General features: G+C 34.5%; 18 protein-coding genes. 3 read left to right on the top strand and 15 right to left on the bottom strand.

Annotated features, from left to right (window positions below):
* Window positions 1-22: 22 nt before the first annotated feature.
* The 6 genes from AC5LXV_RS13670 to nadR form a co-directional block, all read right to left on the bottom strand.
* Entirely contained in the window at window positions 23-847 is an 825-nt protein-coding gene (locus AC5LXV_RS13670) for a beta-keto acid cleavage family enzyme (RefSeq protein ID WP_110432921.1), read from the bottom strand.
* A gap of 13 nt (window positions 848-860) precedes the next feature.
* The gene (locus AC5LXV_RS13665; RefSeq protein ID WP_493466779.1) at window positions 861-2,057 is read right to left on the bottom strand and encodes an MFS transporter; all 1,197 of its coding nucleotides are present in this window, start codon (window positions 2,055-2,057) and stop codon (window positions 861-863) included.
* A gap of 20 nt (window positions 2,058-2,077) precedes the next feature.
* Window positions 2,078-2,845, bottom strand: coding sequence for a cyclase family protein (locus AC5LXV_RS13660; RefSeq protein ID WP_493466778.1), 768 nt, complete (start codon window positions 2,843-2,845; stop codon window positions 2,078-2,080).
* A gap of 184 nt (window positions 2,846-3,029) precedes the next feature.
* Entirely contained in the window at window positions 3,030-3,719 is a 690-nt protein-coding gene (locus AC5LXV_RS13655) for a TetR/AcrR family transcriptional regulator (RefSeq protein WP_110422917.1), read from the bottom strand.
* Between the two features lie 274 nt (window positions 3,720-3,993).
* The gene (gene pnuC / locus AC5LXV_RS13650) at window positions 3,994-4,692 is read right to left on the bottom strand and encodes a nicotinamide riboside transporter PnuC (protein WP_110422918.1); all 699 of its coding nucleotides are present in this window, start codon (window positions 4,690-4,692) and stop codon (window positions 3,994-3,996) included.
* Between the two features lie 2 nt (window positions 4,693-4,694).
* Window positions 4,695-5,930, bottom strand: a complete 1,236-nt coding sequence (gene nadR / locus AC5LXV_RS13645) for a multifunctional transcriptional regulator/nicotinamide-nucleotide adenylyltransferase/ribosylnicotinamide kinase NadR (protein WP_493466777.1) — start codon at window positions 5,928-5,930, stop codon at window positions 4,695-4,697.
* A 233-nt stretch (window positions 5,931-6,163) separates the two neighbouring features.
* On the opposite strand from nadR, the gene AC5LXV_RS13640 reads away from it, so the two are divergent.
* Both AC5LXV_RS13640 and recD read left to right on the top strand, forming a co-directional pair.
* Window positions 6,164-7,747: a mucoidy inhibitor MuiA family protein gene (locus AC5LXV_RS13640; protein ID WP_493466776.1), complete on the top strand. Its 1,584-nt coding sequence runs from the start codon at window positions 6,164-6,166 to the stop codon at window positions 7,745-7,747.
* Between the two features lie 24 nt (window positions 7,748-7,771).
* On the top strand, window positions 7,772-9,631 hold the full coding sequence (gene recD, locus AC5LXV_RS13635; RefSeq protein WP_493466775.1) for an exodeoxyribonuclease V subunit alpha: 1,860 nt from the start codon (window positions 7,772-7,774) through the stop codon (window positions 9,629-9,631).
* A 51-nt stretch (window positions 9,632-9,682) separates the two neighbouring features.
* Here recD and AC5LXV_RS13630 read toward each other — a convergent pair whose 3' ends face one another.
* The 9 genes from AC5LXV_RS13630 to rsfS all read right to left on the bottom strand — a co-directional run bounded on the left by AC5LXV_RS13630 (window position 9,683) and on the right by rsfS (window position 16,831).
* Window positions 9,683-10,408, bottom strand: a complete 726-nt coding sequence (locus AC5LXV_RS13630) for an amino acid ABC transporter ATP-binding protein (RefSeq protein ID WP_110422922.1) — start codon at window positions 10,406-10,408, stop codon at window positions 9,683-9,685.
* Between the two features lie 2 nt (window positions 10,409-10,410).
* On the bottom strand, window positions 10,411-11,112 hold the full coding sequence (locus tag AC5LXV_RS13625; RefSeq protein WP_110422923.1) for an ABC transporter permease subunit: 702 nt from the start codon (window positions 11,110-11,112) through the stop codon (window positions 10,411-10,413).
* 2 nt (window positions 11,113-11,114) lie between these two features.
* Window positions 11,115-11,852: an amino acid ABC transporter permease gene (locus tag AC5LXV_RS13620; protein ID WP_110422924.1), complete on the bottom strand. Its 738-nt coding sequence runs from the start codon at window positions 11,850-11,852 to the stop codon at window positions 11,115-11,117.
* A gap of 76 nt (window positions 11,853-11,928) precedes the next feature.
* Window positions 11,929-12,837 (bottom strand): glutamate/aspartate ABC transporter substrate-binding protein, encoded by a 909-nt coding sequence (locus AC5LXV_RS13615; protein ID WP_110432926.1) that lies wholly within the window; start codon window positions 12,835-12,837, stop codon window positions 11,929-11,931.
* A 226-nt stretch (window positions 12,838-13,063) separates the two neighbouring features.
* On the bottom strand, window positions 13,064-14,605 hold the full coding sequence (gene lnt / locus AC5LXV_RS13610; protein ID WP_493466774.1) for an apolipoprotein N-acyltransferase: 1,542 nt from the start codon (window positions 14,603-14,605) through the stop codon (window positions 13,064-13,066).
* Window positions 14,598-15,470, bottom strand: coding sequence for a CNNM family magnesium/cobalt transport protein CorC (corC, locus tag AC5LXV_RS13605; protein WP_110422927.1), 873 nt, complete (start codon window positions 15,468-15,470; stop codon window positions 14,598-14,600). The genes lnt and corC overlap by 8 nt, the downstream gene beginning before the upstream one ends.
* Before the next feature lie 93 nt (window positions 15,471-15,563).
* Complete coding sequence (gene ybeY, locus AC5LXV_RS13600; protein WP_110422928.1) at window positions 15,564-16,028, bottom strand: rRNA maturation RNase YbeY; 465 nt, start codon at window positions 16,026-16,028, stop codon at window positions 15,564-15,566.
* Between the two features lie 13 nt (window positions 16,029-16,041).
* The gene (rlmH, locus tag AC5LXV_RS13595; protein WP_110422929.1) at window positions 16,042-16,512 is read right to left on the bottom strand and encodes a 23S rRNA (pseudouridine(1915)-N(3))-methyltransferase RlmH; all 471 of its coding nucleotides are present in this window, start codon (window positions 16,510-16,512) and stop codon (window positions 16,042-16,044) included.
* Window positions 16,513-16,516: 4 nt separating this feature from the next.
* On the bottom strand, window positions 16,517-16,831 hold the full coding sequence (gene rsfS, locus AC5LXV_RS13590) for a ribosome silencing factor (RefSeq protein WP_375334970.1): 315 nt from the start codon (window positions 16,829-16,831) through the stop codon (window positions 16,517-16,519).
* Between the two features lie 609 nt (window positions 16,832-17,440).
* Here rsfS and AC5LXV_RS13585 point away from each other — a divergent pair.
* The gene (locus tag AC5LXV_RS13585) at window positions 17,441-18,838 is read left to right on the top strand and encodes a hypothetical protein (protein ID WP_493466773.1); all 1,398 of its coding nucleotides are present in this window, start codon (window positions 17,441-17,443) and stop codon (window positions 18,836-18,838) included.
* Window positions 18,839-18,904 lie beyond the last annotated feature (66 nt).

Genomic DNA, 18,904 nt, shown 5'->3' with positions numbered 1-18,904 from the left:
TTCTATCACTTATCATTTATCCTTAATTTAGGCTAAGTATTTTTCTCGCTTCGTTTGGCGTAGCGGGTTGTTTTCCAGCTTCTTTAATTATGCGAACTGCTCTTTCGACAAATTGGCTATTCGATTTTGCTAGTTCTCCTTTCGCATAATAGATATTATCTTCCATACCTATACGAATATTACCTCCCATTGCGATGGTGGCTAAAAGAATAGGTAAATGGTTAGCACCGATACCAAATGCTGACCATGTACAGTCACTTGGTAATAAGTTTTTCAAAAAGACAAGATTTTCAATTGTTGCCGCTATACCTCCTGGCGCGCCCATGCAAAGTTGGAAATGTAATGGTGCTTTTAATACCCCTTTTTTTAAATAATACAATGCATTATAAATAAAGCTTGCATCAAATACTTCAATTTCAGGTTTAACATTATGCTCTTGCATATAATGGCCAAGCTTTTCTAAAAATGGTGGCGTGTTATAAAAAACAGTCGAGTTCATCCAATTCATTGTTCCACAATCGTACGATGCCATTTCCGGTTTTACTTTGGATAAATGGATCATTCTTGTCTCATCTGTAGCATTAAGATCTCCAGACGTTGTGCAATTAATGATAATATCGCAACCAGTTTGGCGAATTAATGAAACTGTCTCTTCAAATTTTTCAGCACTCATTGTGCCTTGACCATTTTCATCTCGCATATGAAGATGAGCAACTGCCGCACCAGCTTTCCAACATTTGTAGACATCATCAGCAATTTCTTTTGGTGTCATAGGTATTGCTTGATTATGTTCCTTAGTAGGAAATGCCCCTGTAGTTGCAACAGTTATAATAACTTTGTCATTCATAATTTAAATCCTTTTAATTAATTTTAGTATTTGGTAAGAAGAACATGGTAATGGCAGAGAATAAGAAAAATACTGCACAGATACCGATACCAACGGTAAGTCCATATTTTGCAGCAATAAAACCAAGAACGAATGGTGAAAATGCTGATATTCCACGTCCTGCATTAAAACAGAAGCCTGCGCCTAATGTTCTGACTCGAGTTGGAAATAACTCGCCAAAATAGGAACCAAATAATCCTACAAATGAAATAAAGAAGGCATAAAAAGGTCCCATTAATAATATCATCATAGGATCTTCTACCATGACATATATAGGTAAAGTAATAGTAGTACCAATAAACGATAAGATAATTGCTTTTTTACGGCCAATAATATCGGATAACCAACCAAATAAGTTATAACCGATAAACATACCCACATTTAGTATTAAGAAAAATAATGACATCGTTTTTATATCAAGCCCACGAACTTGAACTAAAAATGTTGGGATCCAAGTGGTTGAGCCCCAGTAAGCAACAAAAGCAAAACTAGAAACAAGTGTTGCCAAAATTGTTCGTGATAATAGTTCCGGTGAGAAGATTTCTTTAATCGAAATATTACTCATATCACCTTTAGCGATTCTATCGTCTTTTTGGTTTTTCCATACTTCGGATTCAGGTACAAAAAGATAAATATAAATAGCGGCAAATATTGAACCTGCACCGGCTAAAAATAGTGCTCTCCAACCGAATTCAGGAATAATGACAGATGAAAGAAACGCAGCTATACCAGCTCCAACTGGGAATGAACTTAATACAAATGCAGCAGCTCTTCCTCGTTGTTTTGTCGGCCATGATTCAGCAATATAGGCAGCAATGATACCCCAAACACCACCTAAGGCTAAACCAGCAGTAAAGCGTAGTAGCAATAAAACTATCCAATTTGGACTTAATGATATTAATGCAGTTAATATTCCAAAAAGGATTAAACTCCAAATGAGTGATTTTCGTCGACCATAATTGTCAGAAAACCAACCGACAATAACACTACTTAATCCTACGCCTAATAAGGTTGCAGTACCGAGTAATCCACCTTCTGACATCGACATATCCATGTCCTTCATTATAGCGGGTAATGAAACAGCTAATAATGTAATATCCATAGCGTCGAACATGTAACCAAAAAAACCACCTACAAGTACATGCCATTTATTTAGTAACTTGGTTTTCATATTGTTTTATTTCCTATAATTTAAGACATTATTGCGATAGTTCGAGTCCATCCAGCGCTTGCTTTTTTAATTTTTATCGGCAAACATGAAACTTTAAAGCCAAATGGAGGTAACTTATCTAAATTAGTAAGTTTTTCAAGGTGATAGTACTCTTTTTCAATTCCGGCAAAATGTCCTTCCCAAATAAGTGATTTATCATGTGTCTCTTTAAATTTTTCAGCGACCAATGGCAGTGGGCTATCCCAACTCCAGGCATCAGTACCGACGACTTTAATACCTTGATTAAGTAAGTATAAAGTGGCTTCTTTTCCCATTCCGCAGCCTTTAACTAAATATTCTTTGGAACCAAAGTATTTTTGTGCACCAGATTGCACGAGAACAATATCTAAAGGTTTTAATTTATAATCAATACGATCTAATTCATCTTTTATGTCTTGAGCGGTTACGACATAACCATCAGGAAAATGTGAAAAATTCAACATGACACCATCTGAGATACACCACTCTAATGGCATTTCATCAATGGTTCTTGCTCGTTGTCCATTATTCATGGTTGGGTGATAATGCCAAGGAGCATCAAGGTGGGTTCCACTATGTGTAGTTAGTTTTATATATTCTATAGCCCAGCCTAACCCTTTGGGTAAATCATCATTGGTCGCGGTTGGGAAAAATGTTTTAATATGTTCCGATCCTTTTACATGATCCCAATAGTCGATTTCGGTTGGCATAGATGGCGGATCATTTGGAGTACGATCTTCTATATCAACACTTAAATCTATAATTTTCATTTATTGCTCCTTTTGTATTTCTAATAATCAATTGAAAATTATGGGCAATATAATATTGATTGAACGATCATTCAAATTTTTTGTTGTATAGTTTGATCTAGATCACTATTTTAAATGAACGTTCAATTATTTAATGAGGTGAAAGATTAAAAATACCGATTAATTGGATTTTAGTTAAATACAATTATGCTAATCGGAATTTAGAAATAATGTTGAATGCAGACTGATAATCATACTCAGGTTTGGTTAAAACGGCATGTAAACCTTCAATAGCATAATTATAAAGATATTTACAGGCTATTTCTGGATTACTAACAGAACATATTTCTTTGGATAAAAATTTTATTCTATCAACTTCGGCAAAAGTATTGCACATAACTCCCACTAAGAAGTCAAAGCCCCAATGAATTTGTTGTTCAGTCGACGTTGGATAAGAACGTTTAAGTTCGGTAATAAAAAACTCAGCAAATGGATCAAATTGATCACGTAATATAGAAAGCCCTAAAGCAGAGCCAGATGAAAGTAAGCGAGCAACATTGATGGCATAGTAATGCCAACCTTCACCGCCATAAAGTGTATTATAAAGATAAGGCGCTATAAAAGATTCAACAATTTTTTCAAGCGGTAATGGCTGATCGCCATTAATATTCTTGTAATAATTAAGTAAATGTATTCGATCTGAACTTAATATGCCAATTCTTCGATCAATAACAGCTTTAAATAGTTCTTCTTTAGAACCAAAGTGGTAATGTACTAATGCTAATTTTACACCGGCATCTTTGGTGATGTCTCTAATTGAAACTTCACTATAACTGGCTTTTGCAAAAAGCTTCTCGGCAGAGTCGAGTAGCTTCATTGCTGTACTATTTTTCATAATATACTACTTATTAATTTTCTTGATATTCAAGTTAGAATTTATATCTGAATTTTTAAAAATGTATCTGTTTAATATATTATATTATGTAGATATAAAATTTATAAATTAATTTTTTGTTTTTAAAAAATCGTTGGCAAGTTAGCAATGTTAATTAAAGCTATTAATAATAAATATAATTAAAAAATCGTCAAAACTTTTTAAGTATTGCTAGATACATATAATAATCAAAGAAAAATTAGATTTTCTTTGATTATTATGATTATTTAGATTTTTAATTCAATTTAGATTTTTCTTCTGAAAGCTTCCATTCGCAAATTCCATATATTGCATTAAAGAGATAAATTAAATATTGAGTTGCGATCACAATATTGTCAGTATAGAGATTTAAACCGATAACTAGCACATTAAGTAATACCCATAAATACCAGTTGAATGCATATCTCATCATTAGTAATAGTTGTGCAACGATACCTAAACCAAATATAAAGCAGTTAGTAATGAGTTGATAGGAAGTATTCGTCACACCCATTTCGTTAGTTAAATAGATATTAAAAAATGCTGCTGCAATTAGGAATATTAAGGCATATAAAAATGCATTTTCATTTAAAGAGCGAACTTTAACACTCTTATTATTATCTAGATTTTTTTGCCAAGTAAACAAGCCATAAATATGGGAACCAAAATAGTAAAAAGTTGGTAAACCAGCTCCAATATTGCCACCAAGAAAATTAGCGCAACATTCAGCGATTACCGCTAGCATACCAAGCACATTACCTAAATTTTTTCGTTTAGCTAATAAGATTACACATAACAATCCACAAAATGCCCCTACGTATGATACTGCATAACGTAAGTCAAAATTATTAAATGGGTCAGTATACAAAAATGCTATAGTGACACAGATAATACATAACAGTGGATAAAATTTATTTCGGCCAATAGTGATAACAACATCTCTTAAATTATTCATAATTAATACTCTTCATCATTAATAAGTTGATTGACTAATTCAATACTGCGTAAATAACGTTCTTCATAATCAGGTGAGTCAATTTGAACATAACTGATATTATTTTTTTCTAATAAGGAGATAAGTAGTTGCTGAAAGTCTTTTCGCTGTTTTGGACTTCCTAAACTACGCAACCCATCAGCTACCCATGGGGTGTTATTACCTAATAAAATAACTAAATCAAATCGATAGTTATTGATCATGGCTTGTAAAAATGGGTGTTCTTTACCTTCATATTTTTTGCAAAATGCTTGCGTGGTAATAAAGTCAGTATCAATAAATGACACTTTATTGGCATGTTTGATAGCAAAATCAATATATTGTGCATGGCCTAAAGCAATTTTATCGTAGTCGGCGTATTGCAATGCCCGTTCATCACCGCCAAGTTGTGAAAATACATAATCACGGCCATATTCCCAAGCACTTGTCGTATTAAACGTATTGGCTAACTTATTAACTAAAGTTGATTTACCACTAGATTCACCACCAAGAATAGCGATAGTTCTGACAAAGAATGGTCTCACTTCAGTTGGGATATATTGCCAGTTTTTTAAGGGGGCTTGGCGAATTTGCGTGCCGCTAACTTGCATAAATTGCCGAGTAGGGTCAATCAATACTGTATCTAAATAAAATAAATCTTTATACATCGCCACATCTTGTGGTTCGCTGGAATAAACACAGCTTGGGTTAATTCCCTTTTCATTGAATAATTTCTTAACCCGATCACTCCATTCTTGCCAACCATTTGGGTAAGCAGGAATACCATCCTCTTCTAAAAGCTCGATATGGATATTTTTTTGATACTTAAAGGTTTGTAATAACCAACGAATTCTATCGTTGATGGTGGGTTGGCGAGACATGGCGCTATCTTTAAATAATTCCATATCACGCATGGTATCCGAGCACAGAATAACATACAGTTCATCAACCTGGCTTATTGCACGTTGAATTAGATAAATATGGCCTGTATGCAGAGGATAAAACTTACCAAAAATTACCCCCACTTTTTTGTTTTCAGTGTTCGGACTAATTTGCAAATAATGGTGGAGCGATTGTAACTTTTGTGCGCTTGGATTTTTAATTTTATCATTAATTAGTTGACTTAGATAACCTTTGGTCATTTGGCAAGCATCAGCAACTGTCTGTAACGATAAATTTTTGCGTTTTATGGCTATTTTCAAATAATTAAAACCATTCATACCGTCTCCTTACTTTGTGTTTTTTATCTTGAACTAAATTTACATTATTTTTAATAAATGTTCAATATATTAAACAAAAATAATTTTACTTAATTAATTTAAATTTAATAGAGATTAAATTTAAAATGGAGAGTATTTATTATCTTGAAAAGAAAGATAATCTTGTTATTTTAAATAACGCCAAAATTAATGATTGAATAATTAAAAACTAAACAATATAAGGAAATAATAAAGTGAAAATAAAAAAAATTGCATTGGTAATCGCTCTGATGTCAGGAAGTGCTTGGGCAAATAACAGTGTTACTTTAAATAAAGTGACTTTGTTTATTCAGGGGGCTGAATTACAAGGACAATCAACTGTTTCATTAACTAAAGGTGAAAGTGAAATAGTATTAACAGGTATTGCTAATGATATTAATCCTAATTCTATCAACGTAGGTTTTGGTGAAAATAGTAATGTTCAAGTATTATCGATATCATTAAATGAAAACTACTTAGAAAATCTCAGTAAAGATGACGACATTCAATCGATCATTGAAAAACAGAATCAATTACAAGAAAAGCGTGATACGGTAGAAATCCAATTGAAAGCTGTTAATGAACAAATTTCACTTTTACACGGAAATCGTTTAGATACTTTAGCTAAAAATGGATCTGATAACTTGACAGCAATGAAAAATGTGTTAGATTTTGTGAAAACTAATTTAACTACGACATTAAATGAACAAAATCGATTACAAAAAGAAGTCGATCAGCTAGATGCACAAATTAGCCAATACCAAACACAATTAGAAGAAAAGCAAACCAATAATGAAAAATTACATAATGCGGTTATAGTAAAAGTCATTTCTGAAAAGGATATGACATTACCTATTACGCTCTCATATGTCACCACCAATGCTGGCTGGGAACCTATTTATGACGTCAGAGTGGCAGATATCAGTTCACCATTAGAATTAACATATAAAGCAGAGATCCACCAAAATAGTGGTTTAGATTGGCAAAATGTTGATTTCATATTAGCGACATCTAATCCAAGTAAAGACATCAATCCGCCAGCTTTAACTCCTTGGCATATTGACGTCTATAGTGAAGGAAATGGTTTATTTTTTTCTAAATCTGAAAAAGATTCTTGGGAAGAGTATGAATCAAAATCGCAGCTGAATAATCCAGATAAAATTGGCAATGTTAACACATTAGGCATCAATACCCGTTTTGCGGTAAAATTACCTTATACCATCAAACATGCTAGTAAAAATAACATACTCACTTTACAAACCAAAGAAGTAAAAGCAAATTATCAATATGTCTCAATGCCTAAATTTGATAGTAGTGTATACTTACAAGCACAAATAAATGACTGGGATAAACTCAATTTATTATCAGGAAAAGCCCACATATTTTTCAGTGGCAACTTTATTGGCGAAAGCAACATTTCAACCGAAAAAATATTAGGGACATTAGATTTTTCATTAGGTCGTGATAAGAGTATCCTAATTTCGAGAAATCGTAATATTAAAGAAACCTCGACTCGATTATTAATTGATAATGATGTTTCAGAAAAATATGCTTATACTATTAATGTCAAAAATACTAAAACATTACCAATTAATATTGTCGTAAACGATCAACTACCGGTCATTTTAAATAAAGCGGTTACACTTGATGATGCCAAATATGATGGTGCAAATTATGATAAACAGACCGGTTTATTAACATGGAAATTCACCTTAAATCCAAATGAAAATAAAGACCTGAATTTAAGTTTTAAAATTACTTATCCTAATGATAAAGAAAAAGACATATATGGTTTATAAAACTTATAAAACAAAGTATAAAAAATGTTAACAACTTGGTTAGAACAATTTAAGCAAAACAGTCAGATTAGTTTACTTGATCTGCATTTGGCACAATTTTTGGTTAATAAAATTGATAGTGAAAATGAAATTACCGCCAAACGTTTTGCTTTTTTAATCTTATCGTTAAGTATGGAGGTGAGAGCAGGGCATGTATGCCTTGATATTACTCGCCTAGAGCAACAAAATATTGAACCACAAATCTGGTTAGAACTTCATTCACCAGCAATTAATGATTGGGTTAACGTACTTAACCTAGCGGCTAATAAGCAGGTAGTCAGTTATGGCGATCAGCTTGCCCCTTTAATGTTCATTGAAAATAAACTCTATTTTCAACGTATGTGGTTAGATGAACGTTTTGTTGCGCAATATTTCAATCAAAGTCAGTTGGATGTCACTTCCGATAGCAATTTAAAACCCATACTCGACCAACTATTTACTGACCAGAGCGCAACTATTGATTGGCAAAAAATTGCCGTCGCTATTGCTTTAACACGTAAAGTTGCCATTATCTCTGGTGGGCCAGGTACTGGTAAAACCACCACTGTAGCTAAAATTTTAGCGGGATTAGAATTAAACAGCCCATCAATAAGAATCGTGGCAGCCGCGCCAACGGGCAAAGCTGCATCAAGATTAACTGAATCATTAAGTCGTGCAATTGAACAATTGTCTTTTGAATCATTAAATATTAAAACGGAAGCCGTAACATTGCACCGCTTATTAGGTGCTAAAATTGATAATCGTTCATTTAGTTATAATAAACATAACCAATTGCATATCGATGTACTTGTCGTTGATGAAGCATCAATGGTTGATCTTAATATGATGGCAAGAATTCTTGAAGCCTTACCTGCTTCAGCTCGACTAATTTTATTAGGTGATAAAGATCAGCTCTCATCAGTTGAGGCTGGTGCGGTATTTGGAGATTTATGTCACTTTATCTCCAATGGCTATAGCCAATCAAGAGCTGAGGAACTAAGTCGATTAACCGGATATCGCATCCCAATTGCAGACCAACCAGCAACGACAATCACTGATAGCATCTGTTTGCTAAAAAAAAGTTATCGATTCAACGAATCATCTGGTATTGGTTTATTAGCAAATGCAGTAAAAGAGGGACAGTATCTTAATGTCAAAAAATTGATTGTTGATGATAGTTTGCAGGATGTGAATTATTATGAACTCTCGTCAAACCAGACTTATCAAGCAGTTTTAAATGACTGTGTTGAGCATTATAAAGATTATTTAAATGCCATCAAACATCATCAAAACAATGATATTGCCACAATTTTAACTAAATTTGCTGAGTGTCGATTACTATGTGCCGTACGTGAAGGAAAGTTTGGTGTAGAAGGGTTAAACAAACAAATTGAACAATTATTAGCAAAACATAACCTGATCAAACTAAATCAGCGCGATCAATGGTATGTCGGTCGACCAATAATGATTTTACGTAATAGCACTTCATTAGGTCTATATAATGGTGATATAGGTATAACTTTAACTGCTGAACATGATAGCTCTAAATTACGTGTTTATTTCCCTTTTTCCGATGGAACAATCAAAGGTTTTTCGCCTTATCGACTACCTGAACATGAAACGGCCTATGCAATGACAATTCACAAATCTCAAGGTTCGGAATTTGATCATGTCAATATTATTTTGCCAACCGAATTTTCACCATTATTAAATCGCTCGTTACTCTATACCGCAATAACTCGAGCGAAAAAAACAGTATCAATTTATACCAATGAAAAAATTTTAGAACGGGTAGTTAAAAGCCAAATACATCGAGAAAGTGGATTGGTTGATCAGCTAAAAAAATTAGGCAAAATAGAAATATAATGTGAGCATTAAGCAAGCACCAACTGATAATAGTTGGTGCTTTGTGATTTATTAATGGATGATCTTCGCTAAAAAGTCTTTAGCACGATCAGATTGTGGATTAGTGAAGAACTGTTCCTTAGAAGTATCTTCAATGATCTCACCGGCATCCATAAAGATAACACGATGCGCAACTTTACGAGCAAACCCCATTTCGTGGGTAACAACCATCATTGTCATCCCTTCGTAGGCTAATTCAACCATAACATCTAACACTTCGTTAACCATTTCTGGATCGAGTGCAGAAGTTGGCTCATCGAATAACATTACAATCGGATCCATACAAAGCGCACGAGCAATCGCCACACGTTGTTGTTGACCACCAGAAAGTTGAGCTGGGTATTTATTCGCATGTGCTAACAGACCAACTCGATCTAAAAGAGAAAGTGCCTTTTCACGCGCTTCTTCATCTGATCGACCTAGTACTTTAATTTGCGCAAGTGTCAAATTTTTCAAAATTGTTAAATGAGGGAAAAGCTCAAAATGTTGAAACACCATCCCTACTTTTGAACGTAGTTTTGCTAAGTTAGTCGATGGATTAGTGATTTCTGTATCATCAATAATAATTTTACCTTGTTGGATTGGTTCTAAACCATTCACGGTTTTAATTAGCGTTGACTTACCTGAGCCAGAAGGGCCACACACAACAACAACTTCACCTTTTCCTACTTTTGTAGTACAGTTTTTTAACACTTGAAATTTTCCGTACCATTTTGATACATTTTCTAAGGTAATCATTTTTAGCCCTTCTTAAAATAACTTATTTTACGAATTAAACGTGGAGTTCCAAAACAGATAATGAAATAGGTTATAGCCACGAAAATTATCATTGAGTATTCAGCGGTTGAACCAATGTTCTCACCAATTCTCTTAACTGCTGCACCAAGTAAATCAACTAAACCAATAGTTGAAACTAATGCCGTGTCTTGGAATAAAATAATGCCTTGAGTTAGCAATAATGGAACCATGGCTCTAAACGCTTGGGGTAAAATAATCAGACGCATAGATTGGCTTCTTGTCATTCCCAATGCAGAGGCGGCATGATATTGTCCTTTGCTAACAGCGTTAATCCCTGCTCGAATAATTTCAGAGTAATAAGCGGCTTCAAATAATGTAAAAGCTATTATTGCACAGCTTGTTCCTATATCCGCATCTGGTCCTAAATGAAATAGGTGTTTGATCATTTGTGGTAATGCAAAGTAAAACCACATCAATACCAATAATAAAGGTATTGAACGAAATGTGGTTACATATATTTTTGCGAAACTATTCAATATTTTATTATTGGATAAACGCATCAAAGCTAAGAATGTACCCCATATAATGCCAACTACAATAGCTGTAAATGTGATTCGAACTGTTAACCATAATCCTTGTAATAATATAGGATAATTATTCATTACAAGTGTAGGTATATCAGCAATCCATTGAAACAATTGCATAATTAACCTCCACTCATCATATTAGGTAAACGTGTTTTCTTTTCTACAAAACGCATAATCGTAATAACCGAATAATTGATAATCATATAAGTTATTGTTATAACACATAATATTTCAATGATACTATTTGTTTGATCATTCATTGATGTAATTAACCCGACAAGTTCTCTTAATCCTCCAAATTGGGAGGCAATAGATGAATTTTTTATAATATTGGTCATCTCTGATGTTAAAGTAGGCACTATTTTTCGATAGGCATTAGGTAAAAGAATATATCTATAAGTTTGAAATTTAGATAACCCTAATGCAGTAGCCGCATATCTTTGACCTATTGGTAAAGTTTGAATTCCAGTTCTAACTTGCTCGGCAATTCGTGCAGAGGTAAATAGACCTAAAGCAATAGAAACCAATATAAAAGTTTGAATATCAGGATCTAGTTCTTGTATAAACCATTCCTTAAAGCTGCCCGTTAAAAATAATGGCATGATTGTATACCAAATGAACATTTGAACAAATAATGGTATATTACGAAAAAGTTCAATGTAACCAATAGCTAATCTATTCAAAATTTTGCTATCGACAGTTCTCATTATGCCAACTATTGAACCTAGAATAAAAGCAATAATCCAAGCAGTAGCAGCCAGTGAAAGCGTAAGCATTGCACTATTCAATAGCCAATTGAAGTAAATCCCATCACCGTAAGGTGTTGATTGAAAAAATAAAGTCCAATTAAAAGTCATAATTTATGTATTTTTTATTTGGTTTATACTGAATGCGTTTAACATTCAGTATGTTGATTAGTAAGTTAATAGATTATTAATCTAAAGCTTTGTCATTAGGATTAGCGAAAAGCTCGACCATTTTCGGCGAAATTTCAAGTTCTAGGTTTACCCCACTAGGTGGAACAGGTTGTGTGAACCAACGATTATATGATTCTAATGCTTTACCTGATGTTTGTGCATTAGCAATGGTTTTATCAATTAATTGTTTAAATTGGGTATCGCCTTTTCTTAACATACAGCCATAAGATTCATAGGATAAAGGTTCGCCAATAATTTTCCATTCTGCTGGATTAATTGCTCTAGAACGTTCACCCGCTAATAATGCGTCATCCATAAGGAATGCTGAAGCACGACCAGTTTCAAGTGATTTAAAAGCATTGCCATGATCGGTAGGCGCGATAATTCGAATTTTCAATCCATCACGATTATTAATTTGATTTAGGCGTACTTCAGACGTTGTACCAGCAGTAGTCACCACATTTTTACCTTTTAAATCGTTAATACTATTGATATTGCTGTCCGCTTTAACTAAGAATCGAGTACCTACAATAAAAATAGTATCTGAAAAATCAACAACTTTTTGACGTTCTAGATTGTTTGTTGTTGAACCACATTCAAAATCATAAGTATGGTTATTAAGTAATTGTATACGAGTCTTAGAAGTGACCGGTAAATATTTAACTTTAAGATCCGGCATATTTAACTCTTTTTTAACAGCATCTACTATTAAATTAGAATAATCTTGTGAATAGCCGACAACTTCTTGTTTTTCATTATAGTAGGAAAATGGAATCGAAGATTCACGATGACCAACAACAATCACACCACTATCTTTAATTTTGGCTAATGTACCACTTAATTCTTCAGCAACAGCGGTACCACTCATTAGGCCAAGCATTGCTAATGATAACACTAATTTGGTTAATTTTGTCTTTTTGTTCATACTCATCTCCTACTGTTTAATTTGTATCATATTAAATAAATTTAATATTTTTACAAAGGGGGTATATTATAACTTATTTTTCAGTATAAAAGTACTTTTTACTGTATATTTATCGATTAAAAGGATAAGCTACGACCTAGGTTTATCTAGAATTTTACGAAATTTTAACACAGATATTTTTTTGAATTTCAATAATATACAAGCAATATCTGTGCCAAAAATTTGATTAGGGACGTTTTTTTACAAAAAGCAAAATAAATAGTAATGATATTATAAGATAATAAGGCAGTTCCCCAAATCTAGCATAAGGGGTTAAGCCGACGGTTGGTGACAAGGTATAATTTAAAACCTTGGTTTGAAATTGTGGTAACTGCTCAATGATATACCCATGATGATCAATGATCGCCGTAATCCCCGTATTCGTACTACGAATCATAGGTCGTCCAAACTCTAATGCTCTAGCCTGAGCCATTTGTAAATGTTGTTTCGGGCCAATACTATCACCAAACCAAGCATCATTTGAAACCGTTAATAAAAAGTCAGTATCAGGTGCAAAATTTTTCCACATCAAGTTAGATAAAATCACCTCATAACAAATCGCAGTAGTGAATTTAAATCCCTTCATCGTCAGTCGTGGTTGTTTTTCTGCTCCTGCTTGCATTGAAGACATAGGGATATCAAGCAGATCGGCAATAGGATCTAGCAAAAATGCAAATGGCGTAAATTCACCAAAAGGTACTAAGTGATGCTTTTGATATCGATTGGCATTAGGGTATTGATACGGGGTCTTTTCACCTAACACCATTAAGGTATTATAGATATCTGGATTAATTTGGTAACCATTATCAGCAATATGATAATCAATAATACCGACCGCAATTTCACTACCATTAGCTCTCGCTTCATTATCTAAATAATGTAAAAAAGGTTGTTGATTTATCTCGTAATCAGTAATACTGGCCTCAGACCAGATAATAATATTATCTTTACCCCAATTCTTTTCAGTTAAGGAAGCATAGGTATTTAAAGTCTTATTTAACTGCTCGTTAGTCCAACGCAATGATTGCAAAATATTGCCTTGAATCAAGGTAAAATTAGCGGAGCGGGAGTGATCAACAGTAGTCCAATTAATTAAATTGAATGAAATTGGTGCAACGGTGATCGCAAACAGTGCAATAATTGCACCAAATATGTGCTTTTTAAACGACAAATGTGTGAGTTTGTACAAACAATAAACAGACAATCCACAGCACATTGTCAACAGTAAGGTTACCCCATTAATTCCGACAATCGGGAAATAACCGCGTAACGGACTATCAAGTTGACTATAGCCTAATTCCAACCAAGCAAAACCAGTTAAAATATAGCCTCGGAGAAATTCAGTTATTTGCCATAAAATCGGCGCGAGCAAAACCAGTTGTTTCAGCGAAAATTTAGTTGCAAAGCGATCACCGGCTCTTAATAACCAAGCAAATAACATTGGATATAACGCTAAATAAACAACTAACAGCCCCAAAATGATAATAGCAACTGGAGTTGGCACTTCACCATATTGTTTAATGCTGATATAAACCCAGTGAACCCCTGCTGAAAAGTAACCAACGCCCCAGCTCAAGCCAAGCAGCATGGCTTGTTTTTTAGGTTTATCAGCAATTAACCACAAAAGCCCGGCAAACGAGACCAAAGCAAGCGGCCAAATATGGAAGGGGGCGTAACTAAATACGGCAACTGCACCCAAAAATAAACTTAAGCCAATTTGTTTAAGCATTTTCCAGCTGCTCTAAATGAGGTACAGTTGCATCTTCAGGGATAGTGACATGCAGTTGAATAATTCGTCTCCGATCAACAATCGTTACCTTAAATTGATAACCATCAATGGTAATCATCTCACCTCGAATAGGTAAACGTCCAAAATGTTGCATGACCAAGCCGCCAATAGTATCCATCTCATCATCACTAAATGAGGTACCAAAGATCTCATTAAAATCTTCAACAGGAGTAAGAGCGCGAACAGAATAGATAGACGGTGATAAACGACGGATATCGCGATCTTCAACCTCATCGTATTCATCCTCGATATCGCCAACGATAAGTTCTAAAATATCCTCGATAGTCACTAAACCCGAAACACCACCAAATTCATCAATGGCCATCGCCATATGATAACGCTGCATACGAAACTCTTTTAACATATGGTCAACGCGTTTACTTTCAGGTACAACAATGGTTGGTCTAAGGATCTTCTTTAAATCAAAATTGTTAACACCTTGTCGAATATAAATCAGTAAATCTTTAGCTAAAAGCACTCCCTCAATGTGGTCTCTATCTTCACTGATAACTGGATAACGAGAATGGCCGTGTTCAGAAATAATATCTAAACATTCATCAAGGGTAAAATTATCTTTGATTGTTACGATTTGAGAGCGGGGAATCATGATATCGCGAACGCGCTGATCGGCTATATCCATTACACCTTCGATCATATCAAGCGTATCTGGATCAATAAGTTCATTCTCTTCAGCTTCGCGAATCACTTCAATCAATTCATCTTTATCTTTCGGTTCTGAATTGAATAATTGACTTAACCATAATGTAAACCTTTTTTTGGGTCTCCGGTGATTATCATCGCTCATTTGCTCTCTTCCTTTCTGTTGGTAATATACAAATTGTATTTTAAAATTATTGTTATTATTTTAATATCTATCAGACTATTAAAAAACGTTTATCTAATCAATTAATAAATAAGGATTATCAAATCCTAATTGTGCCATTATATCAATTTCGATATTTTCCATTTCTTCGGCTTCTTCGTCAAGAATATGATCATATCCCAACAAATGCAAACAGCCATGGACGATCATATGTGCCCAATGTGACGTTAACGATTTGTGTTGCTCGCTAGCTTCGGTTTCAACCACTTGCTTACAAATCACCAAATCACCAAGTAATGGAACTTCAATCTCAATTGGCGATTCAAATGGAAAAGACAACACATTGGTGGGCTTATCTTTATTACGATAAGTATGATTAAGATGTTGGCTCTCTTCCTTATCGACAATTCGAATAGTGATCTCAGCATTATCAACAAACTGCGGTAAAATCACCTCTAACCACTGCATAATTTGTTGCTCACTTGGCAGGTTATCTTGCTGTTCGGTGGCAATTTGTAAATCTAAAATAACAGTACTCATTTTAATACCTAACCTACTCTCGATGATAAGGATGATTAGCGGTTAAACTCCAAGCACGGTAAAGGCTCTCAGAGACAATTACCCGCACTAACGGGTGTGGTAGTGTCAAAGGGGACAATGACCAACTCTGCTCAGCAGCAGCTTTACAAGCAGGAGACAACCCCTCAGGCCCTCCAATTAACAAACTTACATCACGCCCGTCCGCTTTCCAACGCTCTAACTGCTTAGCTAAATCAGACGTTGTATAAGGCTTACCAGGAATATCCAACGTTACAATGCGATTGCCCTTACCACAGGCGGTTAGCATCTGCTCGCCTTCTTTATCTAAAATTCGCACTATATCGGCATTCTTAGTCCGTTTACCTGCGGGGATTTCAATGAGTTCTAAAGGCAGCTCTTTGGGAAAACGCGATTGGTAATCGTTAAAAGCGGTAGTTACCCAACTTGGCATTTTATTGCCAACAGCAATAAGCTGTATTTTCACCTGATTAACTCCAAAGCTTCTCAAGTTCGTATAGTTGTCGGCTCTCTTCTTGCATAATATGAACTATCACTGAATCCATATCAACCACAACCCAATCAGCATCATTTTGCCCTTCACTACCTAACACCAAGTGTCCCTGCTTTTTAGCTTCATCAAGTAAATGTCCGGCGATTGATGAAACGTGACGGTTGGAGGTTCCGGTACAAATGATCATATAATCGGTAATAGTTGACTTACCTCGTACATCAAGGGTAACAATATCCTGGCCTTTTAGATCATCAATTTTATCAATAATAAAATCTTGTAATGATTGTTGCAAAATAAACTCTCTATTATTTAAATTAAAGTACTAGTATAGCATATTTTTAAAAATCGCTTGGAGAATAGTACATCTTACCAATAACATATCCTATATCAAAAAAGCAAAAATTGTGAAAAATCTTTTTTCAAATCTAAAAAATTAAGTAAATTTTTTTGACCGTATCAAAATTCAAGCTATCTACTCTAAATAAGCCCCTAAAAATAGGTATCAATTAAAACCTGTCATTATTATCATTAAAACTGCTATTGAAAAAATAACCTTAAGCGAATTTTTACAAAAATTAACAATTTAAATTTCTAAATTAGTTGCGTGGTTTTTTCAAGTCATTATAATTCCATCATCTTCAATTCGGCTATAAAGTAATCTGATTGAAGGGAATAAATTCAAATAAAACAAAATATTAATTGACAGGAATGTCGAAATGCATTATAATTTTCAACAGCCAACAGCCAACAGCCAATCTGCTCAACCCATGATCTAACTTCATCAAATTTTTATCATCAAAGTTCTGTTTTTTACGATAATTTATTTTTTCATCAAATTTCAGATTTTCGGATCAAATGGTTCCTAGGATCTTTTTTAGCTCAACGGATCTTTTTAGTCATATTGCTTATTTTATTAATTTTAACTTCAAATTATAGTCAGGCATTAACCGCCAAAACATCCAATTTTATTCAAGGTAATCCCCCGTTTCTAACCTTCGATGGTGGCCGCACTCGTGTTGTAAATACTGAAGGTCTGCTTTGGATAACCTTATCTGATGGAACTAAATTTACGCCCATAACAAATAATTCGTCAACTACACCAATAGAGTTACCAAATTTTGGTGAGAGTTTTGCTGATGTTGCTATGTTAGTTCCCCTCAACGCCAATTCGATCACCTTAAATTCCCTTATCGGTTCACCTAATAATTATTGGGGCGATGATGATGGCGATGGTCAAGGAAGGGATGGAATTTCAGTCAGTGGTAATTTGAGTTTATCCATCGTGGATAAAAATAATCTAACTGTAGCCCGTAGTGATGCGCTGACAAACTGTAACGCACCTTATAAACTCACATTGACAACTACCAATGGAACATTAAATACCCTATATGGCGTTCCTAAGAGTAGTAACTTTAGTGGAAGTAATGTGATTTACTATATTAAGCCTAAGGACACGCCAAAGGTGTGTTTTGTAAAACCTAATACAAAATTCGGTTCAACTACGGAAGTTGCAGGCGTCGATTTCCGCGGTTCAGCCTCAATGTGGAATGAAAAAGAGGGTTTTATCCCGCAATCTTTTGTTCCTTCTCGGTATTACTTAAATTTTCCGACTACGGCTGCTAACAATTTATATTTTGATTTAAAGATCGCAGGTAGTGGTCCATTGAATTGGAGAACGGTCGAGCTTAATGGTATTAAAGCTATGATGGAACCAGATTCGACAGGTACCCTAGTAAGAGTAAAATTAACCGGTCCTGTTGCCAATGAACCTCAATGGAAATCAGATTCACCAACACCCCTAACTAGGCCAAGATTACCGCAAATATTTGAGTTAGTTGGTAGAGATAGCCATGATAATGTGGTAGTTAAGTATGGATTTGAGCTAAAACAATGGTTCATTAATCGAGGTACAGTAAAAGCTAAAGCTGACAACCAGTCATCTTGGTGTAGGAATATTGGTTATCGTCTTCCAGAGGTTAAGGATTTAACTAATGCATCTTGTACAGGTGTTGGTTCAGGTTCCCATTGTAAAGATTCTGTTGGCGTTACTCCATCATCACCTAACAATAATTATCAACGTATGATCAACGGCGGTTTTTTTTCAGAATGGGGTTATATGTTCTATTATGACAATGCAAATTTTGACTATGGCGATCATGCTTACTGGACTGGTGATCCTGCAACTAGCAATAAACAGTTCGTTGTTTCCTCTAGTAGTGGTTTTGTGAACAGTTTTGGACTGGACTATAATCACGGTGGTCTATGTGTATCAGCTTTGCGCTCAGAGCTTAATCCCTAGGATAGAGAATTTTCCGGAGCGGGGTTTTTTTAAAAACCCCACAATCGCTTAAAACCCTATTATCAT

Source organism: Gilliamella sp. LMG 34359 (assembly GCF_984569085.1).
The sequence above is the reverse complement of the archived record's forward strand: the minus strand, read 5'-3'. Positions and strand labels throughout refer to the sequence as shown.